This is a genomic window from Pedobacter sp. GR22-6 (assembly GCF_037402555.1).
GTDB lineage: Bacteria > Bacteroidota > Bacteroidia > Sphingobacteriales > Sphingobacteriaceae > Pedobacter.
This window is the reverse complement of record NZ_JBBEUC010000002.1, coordinates 1398206-1411223: the sequence shown is the minus strand read 5'-3', so window position 1 is coordinate 1411223 and position 13018 is coordinate 1398206. Positions and strand designations below refer to the sequence as shown.

Below are 13018 nucleotides of genomic sequence, written 5' to 3'. Positions count from 1 at the left end.
AAACGTATGGTATCCTGTGCTAGTTCATCTAATGAAGAAAAATGTGATCTTCGACAGGCAAAAAACTATAGCACAGCTGAAATCATGATAAAAACAATAGGATAAGCACAGATTGGTATGGTATGTGTTATTAGTTCGTATAAAAAGCGATTATGAATTACAAGAAATTATTAACTAAGCAATTACCAGATCTGCAAGGAAGTAGTTCTTCAGGTAGAACTGCCGCAGTAGTTGGATTACTGACAGGTTTGGCCGTAGGGGCTGTACTGGGCATATTATTCGCTCCAGATAGCGGTAAAAACACACGTGAGCGGATTTCTGACAAAGCATTGGATCTGGCAGATGATGCTAAAGACGGACTCTACGCAATAAAAGACAAGATCAACAACGGAAAAGATCACATTTCAGGTCTGAAAGATAAATTGCTGAACCAGGTTAAATCCAGAGTAGACCAGGCTTCACAGGAATTTAAAGAATTTAGAGATGCTGAATTGGAACGGACTAATGGAACGGATCATCTCCACAGTTAAGCGCTCATTTTATACATTTTGCTTTTGAACTTGTATCTGAAGGTTGAAAAACAACCTGGTGATGGGTACCAGCATCAATCCACAAATGCCGAATACAATAAAAGATACCCGCAGATTGAACGCGTGTGCGAGGTAACCGATCAGTGGTGGACCGAATAACATCCCGGTAATGGAATAGGTAGCGATAATGGATATCGCCATCCCAGGAGAGTACTTTTGGGATGCACCAGCAAGTGCATAGGACATTGGTATAACGGATGCAGTACCAAAACCTACCATGGAGAAGCCCACCATTGCCGTCCAGAAATTAGGCATGGTCACTGCCAGACTAATGCCTGATATGATACAAATGGCACTCATAACGTAGGTCTTTGGCATTCCAAAACGACCGATGATCAAATCAGACAGGAAACGCGATGCCGCCATAAAGGTCATGAAAATCAAATAACCGTAAGTAAAGATTTCGACCTTGATCACTTCCTGAAAATAAATCCCACTCCAGTCGAACATTCCTCCTTCACAGATGGCACACAGGAATACCACGATTCCAAGATAGAAAATATATGGATCAGGCTTACTCAAAATGAGCTTGTTACCAGTCTCAGAACGATCGCCTTTTAGAAGAAATTGATAGGAATACAGGGTAACTAACAGCATGATTACTGCTACAATGCTAAAATGCACGTGCAGGGAAACATTTAATGAAAGTAGAAAAGTAGAAAGCAGTATACCAGCGATGCCACCGATGCTCCAGTAGCCGTGAAAGGATCCAATGATTTTCTTCTCGAATTGCTTTTGTAATGTTAAAGTTTGGGTGTTGACTGATATATTGAAAATACGGGTTGTAAAAGCAAATAGTGCGATGGCAATGATCAGACTCAAGGTATTGGGGGCAAATCCAATCAGGGCCAGTGAAAATGCATTCAAACCATATCCAACAGCCAAAGGTACTCTACTGTTGTACCTGGACACCAGCCAGCCTGAAATCGGAAGTCCTATCAGCGATCCAACAGGCATGGCTAAAAGAATAGTCCCCAACTCGGCTTCGTTAAAATCAAAGGTCGTCTTTATGGTCGGAATTCGGGATGCCCAGGTAGCAAAACTGAATCCTGAAATGAAAAAGAAAAGGCTTAGAAAAAACCTGTGTTTGCTTTTGGAGATCATTTAAATTAGTTAGCGATTTGCAAAGGTAACATTCCATTTTGAGGTTAGAAAAACTATTTAGCATGCCATCTCATTTTTTACGAAAACGTTATATCGGCATCAATTGGACCCTGCTCTACTGAACCCACAAAACAATTTTATTATGTGGAATAATTTTCGACCCAAATTGATCTGTTGCATTATTAAAAAATATACTCTAGCTTAGCAAAAAACTTTAGGGGTGCCTTGTGCTGAGATATACCCTTTGAACCTGATGCAGTTAGTACTGCCGAAGGGAAAAGTAGAAGCAAATTACCTTTGCTGTCTTTTCGGTCCTTGATGGGCTATCCCCTACAGTTTTCCTGCAATTTCAAATTTGAAGCGAAATGGAAGTTACTGTAAACCAAAAAAAACATGTCCTTGAAGACGCCTGTTCCGTGAAACAGATGCTCTCTATGCTATTGCCTGCAACTACTACAGGCTTCGCAGTAGCGGTCAATCAAAACATTATTTCTAAATCTGACTGGCACCTGCATGTACTGAGGCAGGGTGATCAGGTATTGCTCATTAAAGCCACTCAAGGCGGATAACCCTAAAAACACCGAAAAGATGAAAGTAGAAAAAACTCCAACCGAACAGGTCATTAGCCGTAGCCCTTTCCCCTCTTCCCGCAAGATCCATGTGAAGGGACAACTTCATGACATCGCAGTAGCTATGCGGGAAATCAGTTTAAGTGATACCAAAATTCACAACGGATTCGGTCTCACAGAAACTAACCCACCCGTTACCGTTTATGACACCAGTGGTCCATATACCGATCCGGAAGCTCATATCGATGTACGGGAAGGATTACCAAGACTAAGAGAAAAATGGATCACCGACCGTAAAGACGTTGAACAACTGGAACACATTTCCTCAGATTATGGTCAACAGCGGCTTGCCGACAACAAACTCGATGCACTTCGTTTTGCATACATCAAAAGACCCTATAAAGCCATCAAGGGTGCCAATGTATCCCAGATGCACTATGCAAAAAAGGGGATGATCACTGCGGAGATGGAATATATCGCTATCCGTGAAAATCAAAGAATTGATCTGCTAAATGAACAGTTAGGGAGTCAACACGGAATAATGGGCCATCAACACAAGGGTCATAGTTTTGGTGCCAATACACCGAAAGGTTACATTACTCCCGAATTTGTTCGCCAGGAAGTGGCAGCAGGCAGAGCTGTCATTCCCTGCAACATCAATCATCCAGAACTCGAACCGATGATCATCGGCCGGAATTTCCTGGTAAAAATCAATGCGAATATTGGAAACTCCGCAGTTACTTCCTCTATAGAAGAAGAAGTGGAAAAAGCAGTATGGGCCTGCCGTTGGGGTGCAGACACCATTATGGACCTTTCCACGGGAAAGAACATTCATGAAACCAGAGAATGGATCATTAGAAATTCTCCGGTGCCGATCGGAACTGTGCCCATCTATCAGGCTTTGGAAAAAGTCAATGGGAAAGCGGAAGACCTCACCTGGGAACTGTTTAGGGACACGCTGATAGAACAGGCCGAACAAGGTGTAGATTATTTCACCATTCATGCCGGCGTCCTGTTACGCTACGTACCGCTCACCGCAAAACGAATTACTGGCATTGTATCCCGTGGTGGATCCATTATGGCCAAATGGTGTCTGGCACATCATAAAGAAAACTTTCTGTACACACATTTTGAAGAGATTTGCGAAATCATGAAGGCTTATGATGTAGCCTTTTCTTTGGGTGACGGATTACGTCCAGGCTGTATTGCAGATGCCAATGATGAAGCCCAGTTCGGAGAACTTGAGACTCTGGGCGAACTGACCAAGATTGCCTGGAAGCATGATGTACAGACGATCATTGAGGGTCCGGGCCACGTGCCGATGCACCTGATCAAAGAGAACATGGAGAAGCAGCTGGAGCATTGCTCAGAAGCGCCTTTTTATACCTTGGGTCCCTTGACAACCGACATTGCGCCGGGCTACGACCACATTACCTCTGCCATTGGTGCTGCGATGATCGGCTGGTTTGGAACAGCTATGCTCTGTTATGTGACACCTAAAGAACATCTTGGACTCCCTAATAAAAAAGATGTTAAAGACGGTGTGATCACCTATAAAATTGCTGCTCATGCAGCAGACCTGGCTAAAGGACATCCTGGTGCTCAATACCGCGACAATGCCTTGAGCAAAGCCAGATTTGAATTCCGCTGGGAAGATCAGTTTAATTTGTCCCTGGACCCAGATACGGCAAAAGAATTCCATGATGAAACCCTGCCTGCCGACGGAGCGAAGATCGCCCATTTCTGTTCGATGTGCGGCCCGAACTTCTGCTCGATGAAGATCACGCAGGATGTACGCGATTATGCAGCCAAAACAGGTATAGACGCCGAAGAGGCGCTTGCGAAGGGTATGGAGCAAAAATCTAAGGAATTCACGGAAAAGGGCAGCGAGATTTATTTATAGAGTGATGGAGCTAATCGCAATTTCTGATGCAGGCTTTGTTCCTAATGAAGCGCTATTGGTAAACCGGCTTTTTGAGGCCGGCTTACCAATACTCCATTTGAGGAAAAAGCAAATGGATAGAAAATCTTGTGCCTCTTTGATAACAGAGATCAGTCCCGATTTCCATGAGCGCATTGCTTTGCACCAGCACCACGAATTGATTAAAGATTTTAATATACGCAGGCTCCATTATACAGAAATTAACAGAAGCCAGGGTCAGGAATCAAGAGAAGCGACGATCAAAAGCACTTCGGTACACGAAGCAGCTGAACTCAAAACACTGAGCGGTTTCGATTATGCCTTCATTAGCCCAGTGTTTGACAGCATATCAAAGCCTGGCTACAAAGGTCTGATTAAGGACGACTATGATCCGGCAGCATGGAGCACAATCATCAGCTGTGCTGAGGTGAAGGCCGTCGCGCTCGGAGGAATAGACCTGCAGCACATTGCTTTGCTCAGAACCCTAGGTTTCCAAGCGATAGCGGTATTGGGAGCCTTGTGGAAGGAACCTTCAAATGCAGTTAAGAAATATAAAGAATTGAGATTCCATGCCGATTGAAAGACCATATGTATTAAGTATTGCGGGCTTTGACCCTAGCGCAGGAGCGGGAGTACTATCCGACCTCAAGTGTTTCGAGCAACACAAAGTCTATGGATTCGGGATCTGCACAGCTTTAACAGTGCAAAGTGATACAGACTTCCTGCAAAACCAATGGTTGCCAAAGGAACAAATCATGGCACAATTAACACCTCTATTGAACAAATTTCCGATAGCTGCCTGCAAAATTGGCCTTATTCAAAACCTCGATACCCTTTTTGCGATCATCACTTATATTCGGAGCTTCAATCCAGATGTAAAAATCATCCTCGATCCGATTTTACGAGCTACTGCAGGGTTTGAGTTTCATAACTGGAGTAACGTACTTTCTCAATTCATCCCTGTTCTGAAACAATTGACTTTAATCACTCCAAATGAAAATGAAATGAGAGAAATGGGGGGAATAGATACGCAGCTTGTTGCCAGACAATGGGCGATGTATTGTGCTGTATTACTCAAGGGCGGGCACAATGTGAAGGAACCTGGAACGGATTATTTGGTTGAACAAGATAACGTCCTGGCTTTTCCTCCAATGTTTAGCGCCATTCATCAGAAACATGGTTCAGGCTGCGTCCTATCTTCCTCAATTGTGGCCCGTCTGGCCTTGGGCCATCCACTGGCGGAGGCTTGTAAATTGGCAAAAACCTATACCGAACATTTTTTAAACAGCAACACCAGCCTTTTAGGATACCACTCATGAACATAGAAAAGCTACATTATATATCTCAACAGCCGGAAAAAGGAACGCATCTTGATGCAATCGATAAAGTATTGCAAGCGGGCGGAAAATGGATTCAGCTCCGCATTAAGGAACAACCTGAATCGGCGATTCTTGAAATTGCCATCGAGGCTGTTGCACTTTGTGCGAGATATCAGGCCACATTAATCATCAATGATTATCCCGAAATTGCAAAAAAAGCGGGAGCACATGGTGTACATCTTGGACTCGATGATATGCCTATACCCGAGGCCAGGGCATTATTAGGTGAAAAAGCAATTATTGGCGGAACTGCCAATACATACGCTCATATCTTACAACGTGCAAATGAGGGAGCTGATTATATAGGCCTTGGCCCCTATCGTTTCACCACAACTAAGAAAAACCTAAGTCCCATCATTGGTTTAACCGGATATCAAACCATTATAAATCAAATGCTCTCCGAAAAGCTCAAGATTCCCTTGATTGCCATCGGCGGAATTGAATTGAAGGACATCCCTCTATTGACATCGCTTGGTTTACATGGTGTCGCAATTTCCGCGGTACTCACCAGGAATGCAGAACAACTCCAGGAAATTCAGGAAACTTTAACCATTAGAACAGATACCATATGTTAAGAATTGCAGACCACACTTTTAAATACCGTTTGTTTACCGGTACTGGAAAATTTAGCGCTCCACAGGTTATGGAACAGGCTTTATTGGCTTCCGGTTCTGAGCTGGTAACCGTCGCACTGAAACGTATTGATCTTCAGGATCAGGATGACAATATCCTAACGCGGTTAAAACATTCGCACATCAACTTGCTACCGAACACCTCTGGGGTAAGAAATGCTAAAGAAGCAATCTTCGCTGCCCAAGTGGCACGGGAAGCACTGGAGACGAACTGGATCAAACTGGAAATACACCCGGATCCCAAATACCTGATGCCCGATCCGATAGAAACGCTAAAGGCCACGGAAGAATTAGCAAAACTCGGTTTCATCATACTTCCCTATGTTCATGCAGACCCCGTGCTGTGTAAAAGACTGGAAGATGCCGGTACCGCTGCAGTCATGCCTCTTGGTTCCCCAATTGGCAGCAATAAGGGTTTGAAAACTATAGATTTCTTGGAGATTATCATCAGTCAAAGTAACGTGCCAGTCATCGTTGATGCCGGTATTGGTGCACCATCTGACGCAGCAAGGGCCATGGAAATCGGTGCAGACGCTGTATTGGTGAATACTGCAATTGCAATAGCCCATGACCCCGTTGCCATGGCCAAAGCATTTAAAATTGCCGTAGAAGCCGGACGACTGGCTTTTGAAGCCGGATTGGGTCGTGTTAGTCAGATCGCATCGCCGAGCAGCCCGCTTACCTCTTTTTTAGACGAGTTATCTTAATATACATTGATGAGCTTCAGCGATATTTTCAAATCTTACGACTGGGAAGAAACCAGCAATAGCATTTATGCGAAAACGGAGCGGGATGTCTTACAAGCCCTTAGCAGTTCAAGAAGGACACTTGAGGATTTTAAGGCGCTAATATCTCCTGCCGCCGCCCCTTATCTGGAACAAATGGCAAAGATCAGCCAGGAGCTTACACTCAAACGCTTCGGAAGAGTTATACAAATGTACGTTCCACTCTACCTGTCGAATGAATGCAACAACATTTGTACGTATTGTGGTTTTAGCTATGACAATAAGGTAAAAAGGAAAACACTTTCTTCCATAGAAGTTATGCAGGAAGTCGCAGCAATTAAAGAAATGGGCTTTGATCATGTGCTATTGGTGACAGGAGAAGCCAACCAATCTGTACATACAGACTACTTCAAAAAGGTATTGGAACTAATTCGTCCGCATTTTTCGCACATATCGATGGAAGTACAGCCCCTTGATCTGGAAGATTACCGGGAGCTTACCCCTTATGGATTAAACACAGTACTTGTTTATCAGGAGACTTATCACCGTGAAGATTACAAAAAACACCATCCTAAAGGCAAAAAATCCAATTTTGACTATCGATTAGAGACCCCAGACCGACTTGGAAAGGCAGGGATACACAAGATGGGCCTAGGTGTACTGATTGGGCTGGAAGACTGGAGAACAGACTCGTTTTTCACCGCACTGCACCTTTCATATCTGGAAAAGCAGTACTGGAAAAGTAAATACAGCATCTCATTTCCAAGATTGAGGCCTTTCAGTGGAGGACTAGAGCCTAAAGTGGCCATGACCGACCGCGAATTGGTGCAACTCATCTGTGCCTATAGAATGTTCGATGAGGAAGTTGAACTTTCCATTTCTACAAGGGAATCTGAATCTTTTAGAGATAACATCATCAAACTCGGTGTCACCGCTATGAGCGCGGCGTCAAAAACAAATCCTGGCGGCTATGTTGTCGAACCTCAATCATTGGAACAATTTGAAATTTCAGATGAACGCAGTTCAAAAAAAATCGCAGAAATGATCAGTAGTCAAGGATATGAACCCATATGGAAAGATTGGGATTTCAATTTATCGACATAAATTATGGAGGCAGCAGAACTTAAAAGATACGAAAGGCAAGTGATTTTACCTGAACTGGGTTTGTCAGGTCAGCTTAAATTAAAAAAGGCTTCAGTGCTGATCGTTGGCGCGGGAGGATTGGGTTGCCCTGTAGCGCTTTACCTTGCAGCGGCAGGTGTAGGTTGTATTGGCATTGTGGAACACGATGTTGTAGAAGAAACTAATCTCCAACGACAAATCCTATTTAACATAACAGATTTAGGGAAAAATAAAGCTGAACAGGCAATCAGAAAACTTCGTCTGCTGAATCCCTACGTTAACTTAAAGGCCTACTCACTCTACCTTAATCAGGACAATGCTACAAAGTTGATCTCGGCGTATGATTTAATTATTGATGCTTCAGATAATTTTCCCACTCGATACCTTGTCAACGACACCTGCCTTTCCCTGGATAAACCTTTAGTATTCGGCTCTCTGTTTAACTTCCAGGGTCAGGTTGCAGTTTTTAACCACCTTGGCAGTCCCGATTATCGTTCGCTTTATCCCGAGCCGCCCTTAGCAGATGAAGTCCCTAATTGTGGAGAAAATGGTGTAATAGGCACTCTTCCCGGCATCATAGGTAGTTATATGGCCAACGAGGCGATCAAAGTAATATGTGGATTTGGAGATACGCTCGCAGGAAAGCTTTTGTTATTCAATGCTCTTGATAGCAGCAGTATAATCCTCTCGATGGATCAGCAGGTTCCCAAAACGGAACTTACCTACCCTGAACTTGATCTACATTCCTGTACTATTTTTAAAAATGATCCAAATTACTTCTTGATTGATCTTCGAGAACCTTATGAATACGAAGAATATAATTTAGGTGGCACCAATATCCCACTTTATGAGTTGCCCGGGCAGTTGTCACATATCCCCAACGATAAAAAATTAATCTTATACTGCAATACGGGGTATCGGAGCAAAATTGGTTTTAACTTACTTAAAGATAACATCAAAGAAGAAGTCTTTATCGTTTCGATCCAACCCAATATTTAGGATGGATATTTTTTTGAAAAAAATCATTTTTTTTTACCACTGAATAGGAATTTATGGATAGAATCGCTTTTGTAGATATACACGCAAAAAACATTCATTAAATACTAAATTATGATTCCAAAAAATTCAAAAGCAAAGACTACAAAAGTAAAAGCAGAAACCAATAAAGAGACACTTAAGAAATATAAGATTGAAGATTGTCTCAATGACATGACGAAAAGGGAATACGACGCTATTATTAAAAAAATTCCAAAATTTATCGGAAAATCGGGTAATACCTTTAACAATTACAAAAATATCCGCATCAATTCAAGAGAAGAGATTCCATATAAAACAGGAATTCTTCTCGAATCTCTTTTCCAATTACCACCGGGAGGATTATATAGATATCCGATCAAGGGAGCTTCCTATAAAGAATTAATTCATAAAAACGATGAAGGTTAAGTCCACATTAAAATTAAAAACCACTTTTGAAGCCCAGATTGCTACCTTTGCAAATTGACAATGCATTTTATACAATACCTTCAACCGATATAGCATGATAGCAATAGGACAATACAATGATTTGAGAGCAGTAACCAAAACAGAAACAGGACTGATCCTGACGGAAGGAGACAAAGAGGTATTGCTCCCTTATTTAGATGTACCTAAGAATACAGAAATCGGCGATAACCTGAATGTATTTGTTTATATGCACAAAGATGGAAGACTAATGGCAACCACCAAGCGTCCACTGGCCTGTGTGGGTGATTTCGCTTACCTCACGGTAGTTGACGACGACGATAAGGGTGCTTTTATGGACTTAGGGCTTGACAAGGATATCTTTGTGCCTTCAAAGGAACAAAAACGCCCTATGTTCAAAGGGGACAAGCACGTTGTTTATGTTTTTCTTGATGAAAGCAACGACCGCATGGTGGCCTCCTCCCGTCTGATCAATTTTGTTGAGGAAGAAGAAATAGATCTTGAAGAAGGTGATGAAGTCAGCTTACTTATCGCGGATCGTTCAGATATGGGCTATAACGCCATCATCGACAATAAATATATTGGCCTCTTGTATGCCAACGAATTGTTCGATGAACTGAACCCCGGAGAACTGAGAAAAGGTTGGATAAAAAAAATCCGTGTAGGCGGAAAAATCGATTTGAGTCTGCAACCAATGGGTTATGGTCATATCCTTGAAAATAAAGATGCTATATTAGAGGAACTTAAATACAGTGGTGGCGTGATTGCATTGGGCGACAAAAGTTCACCGGATGACATCTATCATCGCTTTAAAATCAGCAAAAACGCATTCAAGAAAGTAATTGGCGGTCTTTATAAAGACCGCTTAATTACAATTTCAGATCATGAGATCAAACTATTGAAAGATGAACTGGCTGAATAACCGAAGGATTAAAAAGTAAAGCCAATAGAGAAATATGGCATCGTAACCTCTTTAGAAAGCCCTATTGTAGCCTGGATCAGCAATGCTTCTCCTGGAATAACATATAAGCCTCCACCATATCCCTGATGCCATCTACCGGATAATTCCCCTCTTTCCCAAACACGTCCTATGTCATTAAAACCAATCATGCCTACTGTTCCGGGTACCAGATAGGAAGTAAAATTGAATAGTTTCAAACGCATGTCAAGGTTGTGATAAAACATCGTTGTTCCGGTAAATCTTCTACTGTTAAATCCCCTCAAACTGTTGATTCCGCCAATTTGCATCCTTTGAAAGAATGTAGGCTCTCCGATCACAGTACCAGCTCCAAGGCGGTTGGCAAATACTAAACCTGATTGACCAGGATTGATGTAAAAGCGAAAATCAGTAGTTACTGAACCATACTTATCATTTGTCTTGTCCAGTCTGTGCTGCGCGGTAAAAGAAGTCCGCCAATAAATACCTTTAGTTGGAATTGCAGGATTATCCCGATTGTCATACGTCCAGCCAGCTACAAGTCCTCCATAATATTTATCTTTTAATATTTCCTGTTCGGGGTTGGCTGCATTGTAATCGTTAAAAAAACGTTCTTCATTTCCTTCTTCGGTACTGGTATAGTAAGAAGCAAGTACCCCTGCGTCTATTTTCAGATGGTTGGTCACCTTTCTACTCAATTTCAGATCAACATTCAGGTAATTGTAGCGGTTACGGTAATAGGAAATCCCGTCCTCCCGGTCTATCTCCTGACCAAACTCATCTTCATCCTGATCATCTTCAAATTCAGTATTATTCCCCAATCCAAAGAAGTTACTTAGGTTACCCGGGCCGAGGAAATTTGCATGAAGAGTAAGGTCATTATTACCGATTGCCTTTTTATAATCCCCGATATAATCAAGAATAAAAGATTTTCTACCAGTAGAATAATTCGCCCAGAATTCATGTTTAACTGCGTATGGAGACTTCCTGAATCCCTGCTTCTCCCATATGTAACCGGCAGCAAGTTGAACACCCTGATCGATATTATAACTCCCACTAAATAAAGGGCCAGACCGATCATATAAAAAACTGTTCTTGTCAAAATAATTTACTGAGGTATCGCGAGCGAGTCGAAGTTTCGCCTTGCTACGGGATGGGATGGAATTGGGCTCATCTGAACGATCGTAAATAAAAGGTTTATTTTCCACTTCCTCCGCAACTTGAAATTGATCTTCATCTGCACCACCAATCATTCTGACTTTGATTTTGGAGTTGGCTTTTCCCTTAACAGAAAAGACGTCCTGACCGCCCATGCCAAATAGCCGGACTTCTGAGGTGATCGCCGGATCAAACGTTCGCTTGTATACAGATCTACCCTTTTTTCCTTCTTTATTGATGTTGTGTACCGACACCTTCACTTTTCCATCCTCCAGGAATTCCACTTCAAAATGTTCATTTTTGTCTGAAGCAGGTACGTCAACATAGATGGATAAGAACTGATAATAATGCAGCGCAAGAGAATCCAATCGATCCCTTCTCGATGTAAAATTCCTAACCAGTTCGTTGCCACTAATTTTAAATATCGTATCGGGCATCTGTTTGAAAGCTTTGCTGATTACCTCGTCGGTCAAATGCTGCTGAACAAACTTCGTTGCTTCTCTCCAATCTTGCTCATCCAATTCATTTAAAAAATAGCGATCGAAATAACGCTCATTAAAGCTCCAATGGTCTACATCCCTAATATTTGGACTGTACGGCTGCAAATGTGATTTTAGCCACTGGTGATTGAGTATCCAGGGAAATAGTCCCGATGTTTTATAAAATACCTTATCCCTATCTTTAGGAACCGGGATGTAAGTAGTCTCTCCTTTTTCTTTTTGTGGAAGCCAGCGCCAGTTATCCTCATGCCTGTCCCAATCGCCCAATACAAAATCCAGCAGACGCGCACGCAACGTCAATTTTTGATCTGCACGCTTACCGTTGTCTTCCTGTATCTTCCGCTGTACTTTTAATGTGTTGTCTGTTTCCTCTTCGAAAGGCGAACGCGGTTCCAGCAGATACACAGCATTCGCAAATTTTTCCCGGTACTCAGCAAAGCCCGGATCATCTCCAACATATACCAATTCAGGTCTCGCCGTCACAATGCCCAGTGCATCGGCTAAGGGGGGCACGATCAAGGCACCAAATGGATGATTTGTGGAAACTTGATCCTGCACAATATCTTTAGCAATAGTAGGTCTAAGTTTTTCTGGTAAACCTTGTTCGGGATATTTCTGAACGGTTCGCAATGCCCATTCTTTACCGGTAGGATCTACCAGTCGTAATGAACGCGTCTGCATTCCCCCACCCAATTTCACGATTTTGAAGCCTCCACGTTCCTTCTGTAAGTCGATCACTCTAACTTTAATTGGCGTAGCCCAAACCTGCCGGTAGCTTTCTCCAAGAAAGAAACGATGTAATGCTGTTACCTTGTCATATTCGGGACCCACCGCCACAAGGATCGAATCTTGCTTTTGTGCAAAAACCGGTAAACTTAAAACTAGAAAAACAGCGATTAAAAGATTCTTCATCTGTAGTA

General features: G+C 42.5%; 13 protein-coding genes and 1 riboswitch. Of the genes, 11 read left to right on the top strand and 2 right to left on the bottom strand.

The window, feature by feature from the left end; all coding sequences use genetic code 11:
- The first annotated feature begins 152 nt into the window (after positions 1–152).
- The gene (locus WAE59_RS13705) at positions 153–530 is read left to right on the top strand and encodes a YtxH domain-containing protein (RefSeq protein ID WP_337856535.1); all 378 of its coding nucleotides are present in this window, start codon (positions 153–155) and stop codon (positions 528–530) included.
- A 9-nt stretch (positions 531–539) separates the two neighbouring features.
- Here the strand turns inward: WAE59_RS13705 and WAE59_RS13700 are convergent, their stop codons facing one another.
- A complete protein-coding gene (locus tag WAE59_RS13700) occupies positions 540–1694 on the bottom strand; it encodes an MFS transporter (RefSeq protein ID WP_337856534.1) in 1155 nt (384 codons plus the stop codon).
- Between the two features lie 206 nt (positions 1695–1900).
- Positions 1901–1988: riboswitch (TPP riboswitch) on the top strand.
- A 71-nt stretch (positions 1989–2059) separates the two neighbouring features.
- Between WAE59_RS13700 and thiS the strand changes: the two genes are divergently transcribed.
- The 10 genes from thiS to WAE59_RS13650 all read left to right on the top strand — a co-directional run bounded on the left by thiS (position 2060) and on the right by WAE59_RS13650 (position 10425).
- Positions 2060–2263 carry a sulfur carrier protein ThiS gene (gene thiS / locus WAE59_RS13695; protein WP_337856533.1) on the top strand — a complete coding sequence of 68 codons (204 nt, stop codon included), beginning with the start codon at positions 2060–2062 and terminating at the stop codon, positions 2261–2263.
- 19 nt (positions 2264–2282) lie between these two features.
- Complete coding sequence (thiC, locus tag WAE59_RS13690; protein ID WP_337856532.1) at positions 2283–4166, top strand: phosphomethylpyrimidine synthase ThiC; 1884 nt, start codon at positions 2283–2285, stop codon at positions 4164–4166.
- A 4-nt stretch (positions 4167–4170) separates the two neighbouring features.
- The gene (locus WAE59_RS13685; protein ID WP_337856531.1) at positions 4171–4764 is read left to right on the top strand and encodes a thiamine phosphate synthase; all 594 of its coding nucleotides are present in this window, start codon (positions 4171–4173) and stop codon (positions 4762–4764) included.
- A complete protein-coding gene (locus tag WAE59_RS13680; protein ID WP_337856530.1) occupies positions 4754–5503 on the top strand; it encodes a hydroxymethylpyrimidine/phosphomethylpyrimidine kinase in 750 nt (249 codons plus the stop codon). Before WAE59_RS13685 ends, WAE59_RS13680 begins: the two co-directional genes overlap by 11 nt.
- Positions 5500–6138: a thiamine phosphate synthase gene (locus WAE59_RS13675; RefSeq protein WP_337856529.1), complete on the top strand. Its 639-nt coding sequence runs from the start codon at positions 5500–5502 to the stop codon at positions 6136–6138. The genes WAE59_RS13680 and WAE59_RS13675 overlap by 4 nt, the downstream gene beginning before the upstream one ends.
- Complete coding sequence (locus WAE59_RS13670) at positions 6132–6902, top strand: thiazole synthase (protein ID WP_337856528.1); 771 nt, start codon at positions 6132–6134, stop codon at positions 6900–6902. The genes WAE59_RS13675 and WAE59_RS13670 overlap by 7 nt, the downstream gene beginning before the upstream one ends.
- Before the next feature lie 9 nt (positions 6903–6911).
- Positions 6912–8024, top strand: coding sequence for a 2-iminoacetate synthase ThiH (gene thiH, locus WAE59_RS13665; RefSeq protein WP_443147261.1), 1113 nt, complete (start codon positions 6912–6914; stop codon positions 8022–8024).
- A gap of 3 nt (positions 8025–8027) precedes the next feature.
- Entirely contained in the window at positions 8028–9041 is a 1014-nt protein-coding gene (locus tag WAE59_RS13660; RefSeq protein ID WP_337856526.1) for a HesA/MoeB/ThiF family protein, read from the top strand.
- A 111-nt stretch (positions 9042–9152) separates the two neighbouring features.
- The gene (locus WAE59_RS13655) at positions 9153–9485 is read left to right on the top strand and encodes a hypothetical protein (protein ID WP_337856525.1); all 333 of its coding nucleotides are present in this window, start codon (positions 9153–9155) and stop codon (positions 9483–9485) included.
- 94 nt (positions 9486–9579) lie between these two features.
- Positions 9580–10425: a CvfB family protein gene (locus WAE59_RS13650; RefSeq protein ID WP_337856524.1), complete on the top strand. Its 846-nt coding sequence runs from the start codon at positions 9580–9582 to the stop codon at positions 10423–10425.
- An 8-nt stretch (positions 10426–10433) separates the two neighbouring features.
- Here the strand turns inward: WAE59_RS13650 and WAE59_RS13645 are convergent, their stop codons facing one another.
- Positions 10434–13010: a BamA/TamA family outer membrane protein gene (locus WAE59_RS13645; RefSeq protein ID WP_337856523.1), complete on the bottom strand. Its 2577-nt coding sequence runs from the start codon at positions 13008–13010 to the stop codon at positions 10434–10436.
- Positions 13011–13018: the final 8 nt, after the last annotated feature.

Excerpts from the sequence above, each read along its gene's own strand:
- WAE59_RS13705 (WP_337856535.1), top strand. The coding sequence starts at position 153 with ATGAATTACAAGAAATTATTAACTAAGCAATTACCAGATCTGCAAGGA.
- WAE59_RS13700 (WP_337856534.1), bottom strand. The coding sequence starts at position 1,694 with ATGATCTCCAAAAGCAAACACAGGTTTTTTCTAAGCCTTTTCTTTTTC.
- thiS (WP_337856533.1), top strand. The coding sequence starts at position 2,060 with ATGGAAGTTACTGTAAACCAAAAAAAACATGTCCTTGAAGACGCCTGT.
- thiC (WP_337856532.1), top strand. The coding sequence starts at position 2,283 with ATGAAAGTAGAAAAAACTCCAACCGAACAGGTCATTAGCCGTAGCCCT.
- WAE59_RS13685 (WP_337856531.1), top strand. The coding sequence starts at position 4,171 with ATGGAGCTAATCGCAATTTCTGATGCAGGCTTTGTTCCTAATGAAGCG.
- WAE59_RS13680 (WP_337856530.1), top strand. The coding sequence starts at position 4,754 with ATGCCGATTGAAAGACCATATGTATTAAGTATTGCGGGCTTTGACCCT.
- WAE59_RS13675 (WP_337856529.1), top strand. The coding sequence starts at position 5,500 with ATGAACATAGAAAAGCTACATTATATATCTCAACAGCCGGAAAAAGGA.
- WAE59_RS13670 (WP_337856528.1), top strand. The coding sequence starts at position 6,132 with ATGTTAAGAATTGCAGACCACACTTTTAAATACCGTTTGTTTACCGGT.
- thiH (WP_443147261.1), top strand. The coding sequence starts at position 6,912 with ATGAGCTTCAGCGATATTTTCAAATCTTACGACTGGGAAGAAACCAGC.
- WAE59_RS13660 (WP_337856526.1), top strand. The coding sequence starts at position 8,028 with ATGGAGGCAGCAGAACTTAAAAGATACGAAAGGCAAGTGATTTTACCT.
- WAE59_RS13655 (WP_337856525.1), top strand. The coding sequence starts at position 9,153 with ATGATTCCAAAAAATTCAAAAGCAAAGACTACAAAAGTAAAAGCAGAA.
- WAE59_RS13650 (WP_337856524.1), top strand. The coding sequence starts at position 9,580 with ATGATAGCAATAGGACAATACAATGATTTGAGAGCAGTAACCAAAACA.
- WAE59_RS13645 (WP_337856523.1), bottom strand. The coding sequence starts at position 13,010 with ATGAAGAATCTTTTAATCGCTGTTTTTCTAGTTTTAAGTTTACCGGTT.